We start from the raw sequence: 19519 nt of genomic DNA, 5'->3' as shown, positions 1-19519 counted from the left end.
CATAAAAGCAGTCCACCTGCGTCCATAAACAGTGCATTAGGGATGATAAAATGCCATAAAAGGCGAATAAAGGCAATTATTTGCCGTTTGCGGTTACAGGTGCGTCGGCCTCAATCAGTTTCTGCTCTTTTAGCTCCTGCCAGAAGGCATCCGGAATATCTACTTTCAGCGACGCTACATTTTGCTGCACCTGCGCCGGCGTGTGCGCCCCCGGAATTGCGGATACGGCTACTTCGGGGAACAGGGCAAACTGCAGGGAAGCTGTACGCAGGTCTACCTGGTGGGCGGCAGCAATAGTGTGCAGCTTATCGCGTTTGTCCAGGTAGGCCTGCAGAACGGGTTTCTTAGGATCATAATTATAACGCCCGCCGCCCGACAAAAAGCCGGCATTAAAGTTAGAGCCCATTACCAGCGACAGGTTACGCTTACGTACCTCCGGGAATACATGGTGAAGTGCATACGCATGGTCAATGAGTGAGTATTGCGAGGCCAGCAAAAACACATTGGGATCGGCAACTTCCATGGTTTTAAGTATGGGCTCCGGGCTGTTTACACCCAGTCCCCAGGCCTTAATGATACCCTCATCACGCAGCTGGCTCAGGGCCGGGAAGGCGCCCTTTTCGGCAATGGCAAATTGCTCCAGCCATTTGCCCTCCAGCAGTTTATTATCCGGTGACAGATCATGAATATAAATGATGTCTATATTAGCTATGCCCAGGCGCTGCAAACTGTCTTCAATGGAGCGCTTTATGCCATCAGCGGTATAATCAAATATTACGTTGTTGGGCGAGTGGGCGTAAGGGTAGTATTCATCACCCTTGTTGTTCTTGCCGGCCTTAAGCAGCTTGCCCACCTTTGAGGAGATGATATAATCTTCACGTTTCTGATTATGCAGGAACATGCCATAGCGGCGTTCGGCCAGGCCCAGGCCATACCAGGGCGATACATCATAATACCGCACCCCGGCCTGCCAGGCCGCTTCCAGCGTGGCCTGTGCTTCCTCATCCGTTACATATTCAAACTCGTTGCCGATGGCTACGCCGCCCAAGCCAATTTCGGGTATGTGCTGCTGCGCCCAGGTGCGCGGTTGTAATGTTGTCATGATGGTATATCAGGCAGCGTCAGGCTTTGCCCTTTACCTCAACAACAGAACCGGAGAACGGGTTTTAACGCAGTTGCAAACTGCAAGTTCAATGCTGCTGAGTCAAAAAACCCGAAGCATTACAATGGTACCGGTATCAAATATTTTCTGTTGGTGCTGCCTTTGTGCGTATTTTCCTGTGCAGTATTCGTACAACCGCCTGCTTAGATTATGGGTAACACCGGCATATAACACCGTGCGGGTATGATTGGTAAGGATGCAGGTGTACAGGTTGAACATTGTGTGTTCTGCAGATATCCAAGTACAGGTTCTTTGCTGGCATTTAGGATGTCAATACCTGTGTAATCTGCCTGAGTTTGCATAGCTTTGTTTAAGAGATCATGAAAAGTGGAAGAATCTTGCTTACCTGCTTATCAATCCTGCAAACAGGCTCCCGCTCCGGAGCCTGATGAACTGTTCAGGCTCTTAAGCCAGGGGTTAAGGGATTTGCATTGCGAACGGCTTTTCTGCAGTCAATAACCAAGCGTAATTTTTTCCTTTACTTCTATAATAAAATTATACTTTCATACCGCCTTTAAACAATTAGCTCATAAACATCGATTGGCAAAACCTACAAGTTATAAAATCAAATATGAAAAAAATCTACGCCCTGCTCTTCCTGCTCTTTGCCCTCAGCGCCACCTACGCAAAGCCGCCTAAAAACCAGTACGTACGCATCAAAACTACTTACGGCGATTGCATTATCCGGCTGTATAACCAAACGCCGCTGCACCGCGATAATTTTATCAAGCTCACTAAACAGGGCTTTTATAACGGCACGCTGTTTCACCGGGTGATACAGAACTTTATGATTCAGGGCGGCGACCCGGACTCGAAAAAAGCACAGCCCGGCGCCGAGCTGGGCAATGGTGATGTAGGCTATACCGTACCTGCCGAGTTTAGGGACAGCCTGTTCCATAAACGTGGTGTACTGGCTGCCGCCCGGGATGATAACCCCACCAAGGCCAGTAGCGGCTGCCAGTTTTATATTGTAGAGGGCCGCCGCTTTACCGCAGGGCGGCTGGATACGCTGGAACAAACCCGCCTGAAAGGGCGCAAGATACCCGCCTATCAACGTGACACATATACTTCAATAGGCGGCGTGCCACACCTCGACCAAAATTATACCGTATACGGCGAGGTAGTAACCGGCCTGGATATAGTAGACCGCATTGCCGCCGTAGCCAAAGACCAGCGCGACCGCCCCGCTACCGATGTGCCGATGACGGTGGAGTTGTTGGATAAGAAGGAATGCAAGGCGATGGATGGGTTACTGAAGTTATAGATTTTCAAGTATTTAATGAATTATTGTAGTTGATTTTAAGCAATGACGCGTGGGTACTTAATAGTTTATTACGGCATCTTTAACGACAATATAGGATAAGGTTTACCAGCCCCATCTACTTCACTATAACCTGCCAGTTCAAAGCCTAAGTGCTGGTAAAAACCTACGGCCTGCTTGTTCTGTTCGTTCACATCTACCATATCAGCGCCCTGCTCGTTGATGGCATATGTAAGCAATAGCTTGCCCAGGCCCTGTCCGCGAAAATCGGGGTGGATGAACAGCATTTCTACTTTGGCGCCGGAGATACCGATAAAGCCGCTGATGCGGTTGTGGCTTTGCGTGTAATAAACTTTCAGCAGTGCCAGGTACTCGTTCAGGATGCGGGGCTTGTAGAACTGAATATCGGCCTCCGTTAAAAAATGATGGGTAGCCCGTACCGATGCTTCCCAAACTTCGGTGAGTTCAGGGTAGTGTTCGGGTTCGGCTAAGTACAAGTATGGCTCCACCCCGTCAAATATATACTTTAACCGGCGCCATAGTTGCAGCCTCCCTGCTTTTGCTTATTTTGTGCTGCCCTATGCTTCGCTAAAAAAGGCTATAAATCTTCATGAAAATTATTACTTATAACGTAAACGGTATACGTTCGGCCATTACCAAAAACTTTCTGGCCTGGCTGCAGGCCAGTGAAGCCGATGTGGTATGTCTGCAGGAAATCAAGGCTTCGCCCGACGTATTAACCGACCTGCACCTCGTGGAAATGATGGGTTACCAGCACTATTGGTTCCCGGCCGAAAAGAAGGGTTACAGCGGCACGGCCATCCTTACCAAACATACGCCCAAACATGTGGAATACGGCTGCGGCATCCCGGAGTTTGACCGCGAGGGGCGGAATATACGGGTGGACTTTGAGGACATCTCGGTGATGAGCGTTTACTTCCCCTCCGGCTCCAGCGGCGATGAGCGGCAGGATTTTAAGTATACTTTTTTAGACCAGTTCGGCGAGTACCTGAACCAGCTGAAATGGGCTTACCCCAACCTGGTAGTATGCGGCGACTATAACATCTGCCATAAGCCGATTGACATTCACAACCCCAAATCGAACGCCAATTCCTCTGGCTTTTTGCCCGAAGAACGCGCCTGGATGGATGGTTTTATCGACAATGGCTTTATCGATACTTTCCGCTACTTAAACCAGGAGCCGCATAATTACACCTGGTGGAGTTTCCGCGCCGGCGCACGCGGCAAGAACCTGGGCTGGCGCATTGATTACATTATGGTAACCCGTGAACTGGAACGGCACATCAAGCGCGCAGCGATATTGCCTGAAGCAAGGCACTCCGACCATTGCCCGGTGATACTGGAGTTGGATATTGATATTGCCTGAAGCAAGGGATTTAACAATTTATTGTATTTAGTATTACTGAAGAAAGCCTTGAAAAGGTAAGCATTAAAGGCTAAATACAAAGTGAAATTATGTTAATAAAATATTATACACTATTTGTTACCTTAAACATAGTTTTGGATATCATTATCAACCCTACTATCGTTGACTTTGGGTTAGACCAAATACTTTTGGCTGCATGGATAGGCTGTATAATTATATCGATTATATTCTTTGATTACTATATTAAAGTTTTAATACAAAATTTGAATCCTTTATATCGCCTCATTACTGTTATACTTATAGCATTCATAATTTCAATAGTTACATTATCCTTCATAAATGCGAATGAATTGAGCCTTCTTTCTAAAATTATCATGTTACTCAATCCTAAAAACAATTACATTATAAGTATTCCTTACATATTAAGTTTATGTAGCGTAACTATCTATTATACAATTAAAAATATATTACTTAAGCGGATATAGTAACTCACTTGCGCTCATTTGCAACGAGCCGCTTAACTCTGTACGGCGTTTGCAACGCTCCTATGCAACAATGCTGTCATTTCGACCGTAGGGAGAAATCCTCTGCCGCAGACCGGCTTCTTGAAGAAGATTTCTCCCTACGGTCGAAATGACTCGTTGATAAAAACTAAGCCCCTTATTTATCTACCCAACGTCAGTATTTCGGTTCAAAACTCAACTGCATTAACCATCTACTATTATTTGCTAACTTTGCGCCATGATTATTGAGGTTTTGAAATCAAAAATTCATCGGGCTAAGGTAACGCAGGCCGAACTGAACTATGTGGGGAGCATTACCATTGATGAGGACCTGATTGAGGCGGCAAACATTATCCCCAACGAAAAGGTGCAGATTGTAAACAACAACAACGGCGCCCGCTTCGAAACCTATGTGATTAAAGGCGAACGCGGCAGTGGCACCATCTGCCTCAACGGCGCCACGGCCCGGCTGGCCCAGGTGGGCGATGTGGTGATCATCATGTCTTACGCCTATATGGAGCAAGATGAGGCCCGCGGTTATGAGCCTATTTTGATTTTTCCGGATACGGATAACAAGTTACTGAGATAACCCCACCCAACGCTCCCCGAAGGGGAGGGCTTTTGATTATACCTTTCTTTTCTACAAAAAAGTATCATCCTGAGCGACAGCGAAGAACCTTTACAGTAGAGCCAAGCGTACAGATCCTTCGCTGTCGCTCAGGATGACACGAGTAGTACATAAATTCAATAAAAAGAGGTCATTTCGACCGCAGGGAGAAATCTTCTTCAAGAAGCCGGTCTGCGGCAAAAGATTTCTCCCTGCATTCGAAATGACAGGTGTAAGATACTTAAGTCTACAAATAAGGCACCAACTGCTCCAACGCCATTCCCCTCGAACCTTTTAGCAACACCGTAGCCTCTTTAATAGGATTTCCCTGCAAAGCCACAGCCGCATCGGCGGCAGTTTGGTAAAAGGTGGCTTGCTCTTGCGGTAGCAGTCGGCAAAACTCATGGCCAATGAAGATACGCTCGTCTACCTTAGCATCCAGCGCCTTTTGCACTACAAAGCGGTGCTCGGCTTCGGCTTCTTCGCCCATCTCAAACATATCACCCAGAATCAATACCTTACGGGTAGCCTGTAGCTGACTCAGGTTATCAATGGCTACGGCCATGCTGCTGGGATTGGCGTTGTAATAATCGCAAATCAGGGTATTGGTGGCCGTTTTGGTGATTTGTGAGCGGTTGTTGCCCGGCACATAAGTACTTATGCCCCGGTTGATTTCCCCGGCACTCAGTTTAAAGTAGGTGCCTATCGTAATGGCCGTTAAAATATTATCTAAATTATAAGCACCGGTGAGTTGTGAGCTTACCTCGTGTAGTTGATGGGTAAGCTGATTGGTCCAGTTCAATTTTAAATAAGGCGCATTTTCAGCGAGGCGACCCATGATCAGGTTGCGTACCAGGCCGGTGCCATAAAAGCAGGTGTGCATGAGCTGGCGGTCGGCCTGCATTTTCATCAGGTCGGCGCTGTCGCTGTTGATGAAGGCGATGCCATCGGTGGCTTTCAGGTAATCGTACAGTTCCCCTTTACCTTTCTTTACCCCTTCCACCCCGCCAAAGCCTTCCAGGTGTGCGCGGCCTACATTGGTAATGAGGCCGTGCGTAGGCTGCGCAATACTGCACAATAAGGCAATTTCCTGCTGATGATTGGCCCCCATCTCGATAACGGCAATCTCATGTTCCGGCTTTAACGCCAGCAGGGTAAGCGGCACACCAATATGATTATTAAAGTTGCCCTGCGTGGCATGGGTTTCAAAATGCTGCGACAGCACCGCATTCACCAGTTCCTTAGTAGTGGTTTTGCCATTGGTACCGGTAAGCCCCACAACCGGGATATTCAACTGCCGCCGATGATGCCGGGCCAGATCCTGCAAAGCTGTCAGCACATCGTCAACCAAAATACAGCGGCTGTTTACGGCATAGGCGGCATTATCAATAATGGCATAAGCCGCACCTGCCTCCAGTGCCTGAGCGGCAAAGGTATTGGCATCGAACTTATCACCCTTTAAGGCAAAAAACAGGCTGTTGGGGGCAATCTTGCGGGTATCGGTGCTTACAACCGGATGCTGCAGGTAAAGCTCGTAAAGTTGTTCAGTGGTCATGGCACAGCAAATTTGCTAATTATTCGTTTCGGTTCAGCCAGCTTACTACGGCTTTTATTTCGGTATAGCTGTAATCCTCGCCCAACGCTTCCTTCAATGGCGCTAACCGCTGTGCGCCATAGCTATGGATGGCATCTTCAATGGGGGGCATTTTGTGGGCAGCCACCAGTTCGGTTACCTTTAAATCGCCGGTTTGTACAAAGCTGCACAGATGCCCCTCAATGGTCATGGGTGCAAAGCCGCGCACGCTGGCAATCTCATTCACCGACATGCCCGCCTTAAACAACGTCAAACTTTCCTGCTGGCTGCTGCTTACCTTACCCGGCGCTTTAGGTTTACGTTCACGTTTTGTGGCCTTTTGGTTGATTTGCGAACTCAGGCCGTGTTTTTCGGCATAGGCCACAATGGCCGGTAAGAACTGATGTCCGTAACGGTCCAGCTTTACCTCGCCGAAGCCGGAGATACGCTTTAGCTCACCGGGCGTTTGCGGCAGATAAGTAGCCATTTCCAGCAAAGCGGCATCCGACAGGATGATGTAGGCGGGTACGTTCTCCTGCTCGGCAATCGTCCAGCGGATGGCTTTCAGTTGCTGCCACAACTCGGCCTCATAAGGTAAAGCCTGTACTTCTTTTTGCTCCTCTACTTCCTGCTCAATCAATTGTACCTGCTGCTGCCCTTTCAGCACCATGGCACTGGCCGGGGTAAGTTTTAGTACCGGGTATTGGTCGTCCGAAGGTTGCAGGTAGCCCAATTGGACCAGCTCGCGCAGGTAGCGCTGCCAGTCGGCCTTGCTGATATCGGCCCCGATGCCATAAGTTTTCAATTCTTTATGCTCAGGCCGGATCTTTTCGCTTTGCGAACCACGCAAGAAATCAATCACATAGCCACTGCCGAAACGTTCCTGCAGGCGCACTACGGCCGATAGCGCTTTCTGGGCAATCACTGTACCATCAAACCGCTTAAACTCGGTCAAACATACATCGCACGAACCGCAATGGTCCGGAAATTCCTCGTTAAAATAGCGCATCAGATACTGGCGGCGGCAGGTATGCAGCTGGCAATAGTTCACCATATCATCCAGCTTTTTCAGCATCACGCGGCTTTGTTCCTCGTTGCCCTCTACTTTGGCAAAGCCCTGCAACTTAAAGGCATCGCCCGGCGAAAAGAATAGTAGCGCATCCGAAGGCAAGCCATCACGCCCCGCACGACCGGTTTCCTGGTAGTAACCTTCAATATTCTTAGGCAAATCCAGGTGCACCACATAGCGCACGTTCGATTTATTGATGCCCATACCAAAGGCAATGGTGGCCACCATGATTTTTATTTCATCACGTAAAAAGCGTTCCTGGTTGCTGGCTTTGGTATCGTTATCCAGCCCGGCATGGTAAGCCTCGGCGCTAAAGCCCTGCTTTTGCAACTGTCCTGCCACCTCAACCGTAGAGGCGCGCGACAAACAATAAATAATGCCCGATTCCTCCGGCCGCTCATGCAGAAAGTCGACCAGCTTTTGAAAGCTGTTTTTCTTAGGCACTACGCGGTAAGTAATGTTCTCGCGGTTGAAGGAAGATACAAACTGCGCGGGTTGGTGCAGGGCCAGCTTATCCACAATATCCTGCTGCGTCAATTTATCAGCCGTTGCGGTAAGGGCAATCACCGGTGTTTTCGGGAACTCCGTTTTCAGGTTGGCCAGCATCAGGTACTCGGGGCGGAAATCGTGCCCCCAATGCGAGATACAGTGCGCCTCGTCAATGGCAATGAGGCTCACCTGTAAGGTTTTCAGAAAACTCACCAGCATGCTGCCGGCACTGAACAGCCGCTCGGGCGCCAGGTACAGCAGCTTAAGCTGTCCGCTTTTCAGGCGGTTCATAATGTCCTGCTGTTCGCCGGGGTTCTGGCTGGAGTTGATATAAGCCGCCGGGATGCCGTTCACGTTCAGCGCATCCACCTGGTCCTTCATCAGTGCAATCAGCGGTGAGATCACGATGGTTAAGCCGTTAAATAATACCGCCGGTAACTGATAACACAGGGATTTGCCGCCGCCGGTGGGCATCAGCGCTACCGCATCGCCGCCTTTCAGTAGCTGATGGATTACCGCTTCCTGCTGGTGCCGGAAGCTGTTATAACCAAAATATTTTTGTAGTGCCTGTAGTGGGGTCATGTATGAAATCTGATATTAAGATACGGATTTGGCGGGAGGTGTGCAAGTGGGCTTGTTGTTTTTGTATTTCATGAGTGGTGTTTGATTGTATTTCATGAGGTTGGGGATGTGGTAGTATGAAGTGTTGGTGGATGTTACGTTTCTTTTTCCGCAAAAGAAAAAGAACCAAAAAGAAAACTCGTGGCTGCGCCTTTTTCTTTGAGGGGAACTGTGGTTGGGCTAATGTGGTGGTTGCCGAAAAAGTCAAGGCCACAGGGGCGGTTATGTGTGGGCTGGTGTTGTTTGCTTTTTTGTTTGGCGCAAAAACCCTTCCTTCGGGAGGGACGAACTTTGCCTTATTCACTCATTCACGCCTTCTCTCCTTCCATCATTAGACCTTGGGCGAATTGGCCGGGTCATGGGCCGGCTTCGCGGGTGGAAGCTTTTTTCTACCTTGACTTTTTGGTACTTTTGTATTAAGACAAAAGTGAAAACAACGCTTACTACAGAACTAATCCACACAAGTAAATGTCAAATCCCACCCGCTGCCCCTGGTGTGGCACCGACCCATTATATACCAAATATCACGATGAAGAATGGGGTAAGGAGGTGCATAATGACCATACGCTGTTTGAGTTCCTTACGCTTGAATCTGCTCAGGCGGGTTTAAGCTGGATCACCATTTTGCGCCGGCGCGAAAACTACCATAAAGCCTTTGCCAATTTTGAGGTGGATAGCGTAGCCGCCTTTGGGCCGGACGAGGTAGAACGTTTGCTGCAGGATGCCGGCATCATCCGCAACCGGCTGAAGATACAGGCGGCTATCCGCAATACGCAGCTATTTGTGGAAGTGCAAAAAGAGTTCGGCTCGTTTCATAATTACCTGTACCGTTTTATGCCCGGCGGTAAACCCATCATTAACCATCCGGCGCAGCAGGTGCTTACCCACTCGCCCGAATCGGACGCGATCAGCAAGGATATGAAAAAGCGGGGTTTCAAATTCTTCGGTACCACCATTTGCTATGCCTTTATGCAGGCCACCGGCATGGTGAATGACCACCTGGCCGGGTGCGATTTCAGGTAAAAGGATTACACTGATTATTGTTGTGATTACACCGATTTAGGTATGAATCGCATTAATTTTTAAGCACCTGAAGCAGGTAGATAACAATTGCCTTTTTGCTGATTGCGGCTGCACTTTGCAGCCAATAAATTGTATTTTTGGACTGGCCTGCAAATACAGGTTAGCACATTACATTAAATTAGAATCCTGATTATTCTTCCTTTACCTGCATTTAAATTGGTGTAATCACCTTAATAAATCAGTGTAATCTTATCATAATCAGTCTAATCATATTTCATCATGAAAAAACTCTTCCTGTTAGACGGTATGGCCCTGATGTACCGGGCACATTTTGCATTGAGCAAAAACCCGCGTTTTACTTCCAACGGTCTTAATACTTCGGCCGTGATGGGCTTTACCAATACCCTGCTGGATATTCTGCGTAAGGAGAAACCCACCCATATGGCGGTGGTATTTGATACCGATGCCCCTACCGAGCGGCATACCGATTTTGAACAGTACAAAGGTCATCGCCAGGCGATGCCCGAAGATTTGTCGCGCGCCATGCCTTATGTGTTTAAGCTGATATTAGGCTTTAATATTCCGCTGATTACCTCCGACGGCTACGAGGCCGACGACGTGATTGGCACCTTAGCCAAAAAGGCCGAAAAGCAGGGCTATCAGGTGTTTTGCATGACGCCCGATAAGGATTTTGCCCAATTGGTATCTGACAATATCTTTGTGTACAAGCCCTCGCGCATGGGCAGCGACATTGAGATTATGGGCGTAAAGGAAGTATGCGAGAAATGGGAAGTGCAGGATGTATGCCAGGTAATTGATATTTTAGGCCTATGGGGCGATGCGGTAGATAACATCCCAGGCATCCCCGGCATCGGCGAAAAAACGGCTAAACTGCTGGTAAAGCAGTACGGCTCGGTAGAGAATGTGATAAAAAACAGCCATGAGCTAAAAGGCAAGATGCGCGAGAACGTGGAGAATTTCGCCGAGCAAGGGCTGCTTTCCAAAAAGCTGGCCACCATTCTGCTGGATGCGCCCGTAGAACTGGACGAAGAAAACTTGCTGATATGCCCGCCCGACCGCAACCAACTGGAACCGCTGTTTGCCGAACTGGAGTTTCGCACCTTAGGTAGGCGTGTGTTTGGGGAGGAGTTTAGTGTAACGGATGTGAAGGCGGCTACAGGTCAAACCGATTTGTTCGGCAATTCTATTGGCGGTGGCAGCAGGCCAACGGTGTTAGTGGATTTTAATGAAGTTACCGAGCCCGTACCCGCAGCCAAACATATTGATAACGTACCGCACCAATACCAGCTGACCGATACTGCTGAAAAACGTGCGGAACTGCTTGTTCTGCTGCAAAAACAAAAGAGCATCACCTTTGATACCGAAACCACCGGTATAGATGCCAACAACTGCGAATTGGTGGGCCTTTCCTTTGCCTATCAGCCCGGCGAGGCTTGGTATGTACCCGTGCCGGCCGACCAGGTAGAGGCGAAAGCGATTGCGCAGGAGTTTAAGCCGTTGCTGGAAGATGCTTCGATTGGCAAAATTGGCCAGAATTTGAAATACGATATTCTGGTGCTGAAATGGTATGACATTGAAGTGCAGGGCGCCTTGTTTGATACCATGATGGCGCATTATATTTTAGACCCCGATACCCGGCACGGTATGGATATCCTGTCGGAAAACTATCTGGGTTACAAGCCGGTATCCATCACCTCGCTTATTGGCCCGAAGGGGAAGAACCAGATTACCATGCGCGATGTGGAAGTGGAAAAGGTAAAGGAGTATGCCGCCGAGGATGCCGATGTTACCCTGCAGCTTAAAGAAGTATTTGAACCCAAGCTGAAGGCCGTAAACGCCGAAGACCTGATCAACGAAATAGAGCACCCGCTGATTTATGTACTGGCCGACATGGAGTTTGAAGGCGTGCGCATAGACCAGGATGCCCTGAAGGATTTTTCAAAAGGACTGGAGGGCGATATTACCCGGCTGGAGCAAACCGTGTACGAAAAGGCAGGAGTGAAGTTCAATATTTCCTCGCCCAAGCAGTTGGGCGAGATTTTGTTCGAGAAACTGGAACTTGACCCTAAAGCTAAAAAGACCAAGACCGGCCAGTACCAAACTGGTGAAGATGTGCTGCTGGCCTTGGCGGCCAAGAGTGATATTGCGCAGGATATACTGGATTTTCGCCAGCTATTAAAGCTAAAAACCACCTATGTGGATGCCCTGCCGCTGATGATTAACCCCAAGACCGGCCGGGTGCATACCTCCTATAACCAGGCGGTGGCCGCTACCGGGCGTTTAAGTTCCAACAACCCCAACCTGCAGAATATTCCTATCCGCACCGAACGTGGGCGCGAGGTGCGCCGGGCGTTCATTCCGCGCGATGAAGACCATCTCCTGATCTCTGCCGATTACTCGCAGATTGAATTACGTTTGATTGCCGAAATCAGCAGGGAGGAAGCCATGCTGGATGCCTTTGCCAATAACATTGATATCCATACCGCTACCGCAGCTACGGTTTATGGTGTGCCGGTGGAGGAAGTAACCAGCCAGATGCGCCGCAATGCCAAGGCGGTTAATTTTGGTATTATTTACGGTCAGTCGTCGTTCGGGTTATCGCAAAAGCTGGGTATACCGCGCAAGGAGGCCAACGATATTATTGAGCAGTATTTTATCAAGTATAGCGGTATTAACCGCTACATTACCGATACTACCAACTTTGCGCGCGAGAACGGCTACGTGCAAACGCTGAAGGGCCGCCGCCGCTACCTGCGCGACATCAATTCGGCCAATGCCACGGTGCGCGGCTTTGCCGAGCGAAATGCCATTAACGCCCCTATACAGGGTTCGGCGGCAGATATGATCAAGATTGCGATGATCAACATCCAAAACGAGTTTAAGGCCCAGCAACTGGATGCCCGCATGACTATGCAGGTGCATGACGAACTGGTGTTTGATGCTCCCCGCCACGAGGTAGACAAAGCCAAACCCATCATCGAACATTTCATGAAAACCGCTATTAAAACCGAAGTGCCTATTGTGGTAGAGATTGGCACGGGGACGAACTGGTTAGAGGCGCATTGATGTGAATAAGTAGTTGTAAACTACCTGCATAGGGCTTCGAAGTTATAAACTTCGAAGAACTGGGATTATTGCATATCTGAACATGGCATAGAAATGCACGAGTTACAAACTCGCGCCAGCATGAAGGGATAACACCGACCACAGGCATAACACCGGCCACAAGCGATATCAAACCAAACTAAAACAGGTTACCGTTTGGGAGGATGAAGCAATCAGCGGCATTGATGCGGTATAGCTTCAGCGTTAGAGCGTTCGGAAAAATGAGCCGTAGGCAAGGCAAAATAAAACAGAATGATTTCACTATTTTTGTTTGTATTAAATGAATATTATGACAAAAGTTACTGAATAGGTACCTGTACTCGCTGCATGCTTCACAGCAATATCTATAATTTGGGGGGTGATTGTATATATAAGACAGCAAAAAATTAATAATTTACAAAATTTAGTATCTGTTTTCCAACGCTTTTCCAATAACGATAATTTTATTCATATTTTCAGATTATGTGATGATATTTATGTATATGATAAAAACTCAAATCAGCAAGCAGCAGCCTTTATTATTCAGCAATTAGAGGAGGTCTCACCTGAAAACAAATTAAAATACCTTGCACTGTTAGAGGAGGTTGCTGTTTTTGCAAAAAATGCAAAAGTACTTAGAGACTGTCTAAAAACGGTATTTGAACATTTATAAAGGGGAAAAGAGCTGTCCGCAGGTGTGGTTAAGAAGTACTAATTTTGAATAACGACAAACAGAATTAGTATGACAACCTACCCGGGTAACCTAACGGACAGCCAGTGGCAATATATTGCAAAGTTTTTAGATGTGCAACGCCGCAGGAAGCATGCTTTGCGCGAGGTAATGAATGCGATACTGTACCTGATTAAATCCGGCTGCCAGTGGCGGATGCTGCCTTCGGACTTTCCCAACTGGAAGATCGTTTACTATTACTTTTCGGTCTGGAACAAAAACGGCTTGTTTGGACTCATGCAGGAAGCCCTGGTAGAAAAGACCAGAAAGCAAAGCGGCAGAAAAGAGCAGCCTACTACGGGCATTATGGACGCGCAGAGCGTTAAGTCTTCTTTAGTGAGCAGCCAAGAGCGCGGTTTTGATGCAGGTAAGCGGGTGATGGGTATCAAGCGGCACATCGTAACGGACACTTTAGGACTGGTGCTGGCGGTAGTTGTTCATAGTGCCTCAGTGCAGGATAGAGACGGCGCCCGGCTGGTGATGGAAAAGCTCAAGCAATACTGGCAAAGCATCCGTCTGCTTTTTGCCGATGGTGGTTACCGGGGGAAACTGGTAGACTGGGCTAAACAGCACTTTACGATAAGCTTGCAGATTATCAGGCGCGACAAACTGCATACCTTCAAGATACTGCCCAAGCGGTGGATCATCGAACGTACCTTTGCCTGGATAGATGCTAACCGAAGAAGCGCAAAAAACTATGAACGCCTGACTCTAACCAGTCAAGCTGTTGTCCAACTTGCCGCTATGAGAATTATGATTAACCGTTTTTAGACAGTCTCTAAGGGACGATGCCCTCCACCTATTCAAATTTCAGTTTCATTATCTATATAATGTTCCTATTGTAGCTGATGCTTTTTGGAAAAACATAGGCGGCGGCCAAAATGAAAGAACCAAAGATGGTTGGTCTTACCAGCGCACTTTTGCTGAAGAATGTAATATAGCATAACATTGGGCTTCCCGCCTTGGCGCCCTGTTCTTCGAAGTCTGCGACTTCGAAGCGGTATACCTGTAGTTTGCAATTACAGGCATACGAATAACTAAAGTCTACATCTTACGCTGGCGCGAGTTTGCAACTCGTGTCCATGTCCTTTTAGTTGAGATTATTATTGCATATCTGAATATGGCATAGAAAGGCACGAGTTACAAACTCGCGCCAGCATGAAGGAACTTTAATTTTCTTCCATTGCCTTTTCGAAGACCTCTATTAAATAATTTGCTAAAGGATTGTTTACGTTTAACAGTATCGAAGCATTTATTGGATAACCGTTTTCAGATACTATACAATAGTCATACTTTTTAACATACTTGTATTCTGAATTAGATTTTTGAAACCAGTATTCGAATGCTAAATGGCGTTTGTTCTGCCTTCCGTCTGCCGTATCGCAAACATAAAACACGCTATTCGAATCATTTTTCAATATTTCGCCAATAATATTTATAACAGTGTTTTTTATCCAGTAATCAGGCGCAGTTGAGGGGTCGCTTTCTGGATATAATGACAAAGAAAATGCGCTAACGTCGCCCAAAGGGTAACTAATTAGCGCAATTTGATATTCAATATTTGAACGGGTAGTAAAGGTGTAGTTTAAGCCGTCATCGGACCGCTTTACATCATATAGGTTGTACAAAATTAATTCCCTTTTCCTTTGCCAGTTCTTTCAAAGATTTTTTTTCTTTGATGGCGTGTTTGATGTCCTGTTTATCCTGCATCACCTTTGCCAAAAATGCAGGCATACCAGTTGGCACTTGCTTTTTTTTAGTTTTCATAGCTAATTGTGGTGATAATTTGTGAATTTATAATGTATTTCAGCGTGTTACAGTACATCACTTTGCTTCACCCTATGCAACATTATACTGCAAAAATCTTCATAATGTTTGATAACTGCAAATCATAAAATCAGTTTCATAATGATTTTAAGTTATAATGACAAGGGGGAAAATTACACCCTGTTCTTCGGAGTTTGTGAATTCGAAGCGGTATGCCTGTAGTTTGCAGGCATATAAATAACTAAAGTCTACATCCCCCTTTGCTGGCCTAAGTTTTTAACCCGCAGCCTCCACTAATCAGCATAATAGTAATAAAGTACGGGGTGCAAATTCGTGCCAGCAGTAAAGGACTTTTTATTTATGCAAATCCAACATTTTGCTAACAGGGTTGTTGAGGCAGGGTATTAATCGCATGGCTGAAACCGTATTACCGGGCCGGCAACGCTTTAGTACTCATTCAACCTTTAAATATCAGCTATGAAAGCCATTAACCTGAAATGCTCGCTATCCATCACTTTTCTGTGTTTGTCACTGTTAACAGCCTGTACCCATGATCAGGCTAAATCAAAGCAGGAAGATATAAAGTCGAACGCCCAGGCAACCCAGGCGGCTCAATCATCCTACGGAACGGTAAACACCTGGCTGGATGATTTTAAGAATTTCAGGACCGCCGTTTATAAGGGTGATACGGAGAAGATGAAAACGTATTTCAATTTTCCGGTTAACGCTGATACAACCCAGATATGGGAGGCAGTTTATGAACAGGCTGATGAAAGCAAACGTCCCCCAAATTCTCCCGGTACGTTTACGGAAGCTGATTTCGACAAGCACTACAAGGAAGTCTTTAACACTGCTTTCCTGAAAAGCCTGCTTAAAGTAAAAAGTGAGGAACTCTTTAAAAAAGGGGCGTATACAACGCCCGCTGAAAAGGGCGGTAGCTTTTCCATGGCTGCCAACTACGACAAGGCAACAGCAACGCTTCAACTGTCCGTTATGTATTCAGGCGGAACAGACGAAAATGGTGAAGAAATAGGTGAGGGTGAGTCGGCAACGATCTATTTTTTTAAAGTGGAGAACCACAAGTATTTAAAATTTGATAAAATACTGTTTGCAGGATAATCCTCTTTGCTGGCGCAAATTTGCAACCCGCGGCCTCACCATAATCATACTATTTAATCACCTGTAGTTTTGCCAATACCTGCAAACCAGATCCAGTAGTTCTTTATGACTTATATCTGCTTCATCGCTTGCCAGCTTTCTGAAATTTTCCCTATCAGCTATTGGAACGCCGTATACGAAACCCATACCTAAGGTGATGTAAGGGCGTATTCTGTCAGTTGGTTCCGGCAAAGCCGGCTACCTGGTCAGGCGCAGGATTTGTGTTCCCTGCTTTTTTATTTCTCAATTCCTCCAATCGCAGCTCTAAAAGATACATAGTTACCACCGGTCCAACGGTTGTTCCTTCTGCTGCGGCGTGTGCCAGGTGCGCCCAGGAATTACTGGCGTTTCCAATGGCAAAGATACCGTTACGGCTTGTCTTGCCGCCATATTGTGTTTTGGCAATTCCAAATTCATCCACCTCACATAGTGTGGAAGCAAGAGTGTTTGTCGGTTCAGGGTTCATTGCAATCCAGGCAGCATCACATTCTATTTGTTTACCATTTTTAGTGGTTACAGCAATCAGTTTATTATCTTCTTTTACAAGACTATCTATTTCTCCTTTTTCTGTTTTGATTCTTAAAAGTTCTATTTTTTCAGAATCCGACTCGTTAAAATCATGGTTGGAAACTATGGTTACATCAGACGACCACATTGAAACCCAACTTGCCATATGCGCCAACCGTTCTGGTAAACCGAATACCACATATTTTTTATTCAGCACCTCAAAACCATCAAAACAAGGACAAACCCGAATATCGTTGCCCCATTTTTCAGACATGCCTTTTATGGGAGGGAGCTGATCTTTAAGGCCGGTAGCTAATACTACTGTTTTGGCAATCACCTTTCCTTTGTCAGCATATACATCAAAATAATTGTCTGTTCGGGGAGATATGCTTATTACTTGTTCATTGCGGATTTCTGTTCCATAACGCCGTACTTCATTGCGTGCCTTTTCAAGTACTTCTTCGGGTTTTGCACCGTCAAAGCCAATATATTCACGAATATTGTCAACACTCAGGATTCGGGCCTTACCTGTATCGAAAATAATTGTCGGGCGATTTGCCCGTCCTAAAAACAAACCTGCACTCAACCCGGAAATTCCGCCACCAACAATTACGCAATCAATTATATCCTCTTTCATGTTACTATATTTCGCTATGTTTTAAAATAAGTGCAGGAAGCACAAAATCAAGCACTAAAAGCGAAAGCAGCTATACACTTTTTCTTTTGTTACTGGCCTGCTCAAGTTTAGCTTTTAGCAAATGTAACGAAATTCAATATGATGCAACAAAGTGGCATTAATAAATGATGAAGCGCAGACAAACATCAACAAAAGAGGCAGTTTCCCTGTTCTTTGAAGTCTATGATTTTAAAGCCGTATGCCTGTAGTTTGCAATTATATATGACCCGATTCTCAATACCTGTAGTCGGTGTTATTGTTGTATAAATTTTTATTGTAAAGGGTTGCCAGTGGGTAGTGCGGTGATAGCACCATAAGTGTTCGGCAGATTTTTTCAAATTCAGATCACTGTTTCCTTTTCATGCTGAACTTGTTTCAGCATCCCACCGGAAGGGAAAATAGTAAGGTAACCACGCGGCCAGCGCAACGGTATACTTATCCTGAGGGATAATGAAACAAGTTCAGCATGACCGCATTTTTCATCTTCCGAACACTCATGGTGATAACATCGTACTACAGGCAGAAAAAAAATTTCAGTTTTTCACTTTATTAACCTCATCAGTAAATCGTCGAACGCTGCCTTATCCTTTACTACGTTTTTAAAAAACACGTTATCCACCTGCTCAACAATATGATAGGCCTCTCTTAAAGCCTGCGTACCTTTATCGGTAATTCTCAGTTGCTTTGCACGGCTGTCGCCGGGATCTTTTATTCTTTCTATGATCTGCTTTTTTTCCAACACCGCTAATACTTTAGAGGTCATCATTTTATCGGTATTGGCGTAATCTGCCAGTTGCTGCTGGGTAACTGTTTGTTGTTTTTTACTCAGCCAGTAAAGCCCTGCCATTAAGGAAAATTGCGTTAACGTGAGCTCCATCTTTCCGAGCGCCCGGTTCATGCTTAACTGCCATTGCATGGTAACCTGCCAAAGCAGGTACCCGCTATTTTCCTCCGGCTCAATGTAGGAGAATACCTGATTTTGTGTATTCATCTTAGTTGTGCATCTGTGATTCTATCAAATCAAAATCATGTGCATTGATTTCAAAATAACCGGTTCTGAAGATATAACCCCACTTGTCTTTGTTTTTAATAAATTCAAGACGGTCAATTAACGGCCTGATCTCCGCTTCCTTAACTTCCCTGTATGCTGCCTTACGCCGGTAAGGTTTGAAATTTGCTGCGGCTTCGTATTGAAAAATGGTATCGTCGGCTAAAATTGCAAGTGCAACAAAGCGCTGGCACAATTCTTTTTGCCCATAAACTTCCTTTGCGGCATAAAACAAAATTTTATCCCCGGCAGACATTCGCTTTAACGGGCCATCTTTACCGTGGTTAACCTGTACAACACCTGCCGCGGCCCCATCAAGGGCGTGATCACGGGATGTAACCACTACCCAAAACTTTGTGGCCATCAATCTTCCTTTGTTTCCTGTAAAGTAATGGCATAGCCATCGGGATCAGATATCACCAGGATTCTTCCAAACGGCGTGGGATGGATATCTTTAACTATAGTTATCTTTTCCCTGTTCTGCTCCATAAATACATCCATGTTGCCTATTCCGAACCATACGGCTACGCCCCAACCCAGCAAATTTGCTTTGGAAAGCTCGATCATGGGTTTCCTGATCGCGAAAGCGGCCCCGTTCTTTTGCTCAAATACGATAGCGTCGGGCGGCGATTTTAAAACCGGCTTGAAATTTAAAATTTCAGTGTAAAATTTTCCGGAGGCTTCGAGATCATTCACCTGAAGTGATACAAAGCTGAGTTGTGTTGGATTTGACATTGTGTGTAATTTAGTAGTTACGACAACTAAATTAAGAATATGTTTTATATCAACAGCGCTTTTAAGTAATTGGTTAAATAACAATCATTAGCAGGATA

20 protein-coding genes are annotated in these 19519 nt (G+C 46.3%); 9 read left to right on the top strand and 11 right to left on the bottom strand.

The annotated features are described in order from the left end of the window. Positions 1-76: 76 nt before the first annotated feature. Both ACY652_RS05960 and ACY652_RS05955 read right to left on the bottom strand, forming a co-directional pair. Positions 77-1102 (bottom strand): aldo/keto reductase, encoded by a 1026-nt coding sequence (locus ACY652_RS05960; protein ID WP_462267120.1) that lies wholly within the window; start codon positions 1100-1102, stop codon positions 77-79. Between the two features lie 102 nt (positions 1103-1204). Beyond that, a complete protein-coding gene (locus ACY652_RS05955) occupies positions 1205-1381 on the bottom strand; it encodes a GIY-YIG nuclease family protein (protein ID WP_462267119.1) in 177 nt (58 codons plus the stop codon). A 352-nt stretch (positions 1382-1733) separates the two neighbouring features. Here ACY652_RS05955 and ACY652_RS05950 point away from each other — a divergent pair, with 352 nt between their 5' ends. Beyond that, positions 1734-2426: a peptidylprolyl isomerase gene (locus ACY652_RS05950; protein ID WP_462267118.1), complete on the top strand. Its 693-nt coding sequence runs from the start codon at positions 1734-1736 to the stop codon at positions 2424-2426. A gap of 68 nt (positions 2427-2494) precedes the next feature. Here ACY652_RS05950 and ACY652_RS05945 read toward each other — a convergent pair whose 3' ends face one another. After that, positions 2495-2932: a GNAT family N-acetyltransferase gene (locus ACY652_RS05945; RefSeq protein WP_462267117.1), complete on the bottom strand. Its 438-nt coding sequence runs from the start codon at positions 2930-2932 to the stop codon at positions 2495-2497. 101 nt (positions 2933-3033) lie between these two features. On the opposite strand from ACY652_RS05945, the gene ACY652_RS05940 reads away from it, so the two are divergent. Then, positions 3034-3810 carry an exodeoxyribonuclease III gene (locus ACY652_RS05940; RefSeq protein WP_462267116.1) on the top strand — a complete coding sequence of 259 codons (777 nt, stop codon included), beginning with the start codon at positions 3034-3036 and terminating at the stop codon, positions 3808-3810. 741 nt (positions 3811-4551) lie between these two features. Beyond that, complete coding sequence (panD, locus tag ACY652_RS05935) at positions 4552-4902, top strand: aspartate 1-decarboxylase (RefSeq protein ID WP_462267115.1); 351 nt, start codon at positions 4552-4554, stop codon at positions 4900-4902. Between the two features lie 265 nt (positions 4903-5167). Here panD and ACY652_RS05930 read toward each other — a convergent pair whose 3' ends face one another. After that, positions 5168-6475, bottom strand: a complete 1308-nt coding sequence (locus ACY652_RS05930; RefSeq protein ID WP_462267114.1) for a UDP-N-acetylmuramoyl-tripeptide--D-alanyl-D-alanine ligase — start codon at positions 6473-6475, stop codon at positions 5168-5170. A gap of 19 nt (positions 6476-6494) precedes the next feature. Beyond that, positions 6495-8633 carry a DNA helicase RecQ gene (recQ, locus tag ACY652_RS05925; protein WP_462267113.1) on the bottom strand — a complete coding sequence of 713 codons (2139 nt, stop codon included), beginning with the start codon at positions 8631-8633 and terminating at the stop codon, positions 6495-6497. 131 nt (positions 8634-8764) lie between these two features. On the opposite strand from recQ, the gene ACY652_RS05920 reads away from it, so the two are divergent. The 5 genes from ACY652_RS05920 (at position 8765) to ACY652_RS05900 (ending at position 14301) form a co-directional block, all read left to right on the top strand. Beyond that, positions 8765-9007: a hypothetical protein gene (locus ACY652_RS05920; RefSeq protein WP_462267112.1), complete on the top strand. Its 243-nt coding sequence runs from the start codon at positions 8765-8767 to the stop codon at positions 9005-9007. 133 nt (positions 9008-9140) lie between these two features. Further along, positions 9141-9695 (top strand): DNA-3-methyladenine glycosylase I, encoded by a 555-nt coding sequence (locus tag ACY652_RS05915; protein WP_462267111.1) that lies wholly within the window; start codon positions 9141-9143, stop codon positions 9693-9695. Between the two features lie 279 nt (positions 9696-9974). Further along, positions 9975-12782, top strand: coding sequence for a DNA polymerase I (gene polA, locus ACY652_RS05910; protein ID WP_462267110.1), 2808 nt, complete (start codon positions 9975-9977; stop codon positions 12780-12782). A gap of 397 nt (positions 12783-13179) precedes the next feature. Next, entirely contained in the window at positions 13180-13473 is a 294-nt protein-coding gene (locus ACY652_RS05905; protein ID WP_462267109.1) for a hypothetical protein, read from the top strand. 69 nt (positions 13474-13542) lie between these two features. Next, positions 13543-14301: an IS5 family transposase gene (locus tag ACY652_RS05900; RefSeq protein ID WP_462267108.1), complete on the top strand. Its 759-nt coding sequence runs from the start codon at positions 13543-13545 to the stop codon at positions 14299-14301. A gap of 398 nt (positions 14302-14699) precedes the next feature. Here the strand turns inward: ACY652_RS05900 and ACY652_RS05895 are convergent, their stop codons facing one another. Together ACY652_RS05895 and ACY652_RS05890 are read right to left on the bottom strand one after the other, a co-directional pair. After that, positions 14700-15158: a DUF6169 family protein gene (locus ACY652_RS05895; protein WP_462267107.1), complete on the bottom strand. Its 459-nt coding sequence runs from the start codon at positions 15156-15158 to the stop codon at positions 14700-14702. After that, complete coding sequence (locus tag ACY652_RS05890; RefSeq protein ID WP_462267106.1) at positions 15142-15297, bottom strand: hypothetical protein; 156 nt, start codon at positions 15295-15297, stop codon at positions 15142-15144. Before ACY652_RS05890 ends, ACY652_RS05895 begins: the two co-directional genes overlap by 17 nt. Positions 15298-15774: 477 nt before the next feature. On the opposite strand from ACY652_RS05890, the gene ACY652_RS05885 reads away from it, so the two are divergent. Then, the gene (locus tag ACY652_RS05885; protein ID WP_462267105.1) at positions 15775-16416 is read left to right on the top strand and encodes a hypothetical protein; all 642 of its coding nucleotides are present in this window, start codon (positions 15775-15777) and stop codon (positions 16414-16416) included. Between the two features lie 214 nt (positions 16417-16630). On the opposite strand, the gene ACY652_RS05880 is transcribed toward ACY652_RS05885, so the two are convergent. From ACY652_RS05880 to ACY652_RS05865, 4 genes are all read right to left on the bottom strand, one after another. After that, a complete protein-coding gene (locus ACY652_RS05880; protein ID WP_462267104.1) occupies positions 16631-17599 on the bottom strand; it encodes an NAD(P)/FAD-dependent oxidoreductase in 969 nt (322 codons plus the stop codon). Between the two features lie 580 nt (positions 17600-18179). After that, positions 18180-18629, bottom strand: coding sequence for a MarR family winged helix-turn-helix transcriptional regulator (locus ACY652_RS05875; protein ID WP_462267103.1), 450 nt, complete (start codon positions 18627-18629; stop codon positions 18180-18182). A 1-nt stretch (position 18630) separates the two neighbouring features. Next, positions 18631-19050: an EVE domain-containing protein gene (locus tag ACY652_RS05870; RefSeq protein ID WP_462267102.1), complete on the bottom strand. Its 420-nt coding sequence runs from the start codon at positions 19048-19050 to the stop codon at positions 18631-18633. Then, positions 19050-19421 carry a VOC family protein gene (locus ACY652_RS05865; protein ID WP_462267101.1) on the bottom strand — a complete coding sequence of 124 codons (372 nt, stop codon included), beginning with the start codon at positions 19419-19421 and terminating at the stop codon, positions 19050-19052. The genes ACY652_RS05870 and ACY652_RS05865 overlap by 1 nt, the downstream gene beginning before the upstream one ends. Between the last annotated feature and the right edge of the window lie 98 nt (positions 19422-19519).

It is taken from the genome of Mucilaginibacter sp. (genome assembly GCF_965200995.1).
GTDB lineage: Bacteria > Bacteroidota > Bacteroidia > Sphingobacteriales > Sphingobacteriaceae > Mucilaginibacter.
Note: the sequence above shows the minus strand (reverse complement) of the source record. Positions and strands in the feature narration are given on the sequence as shown.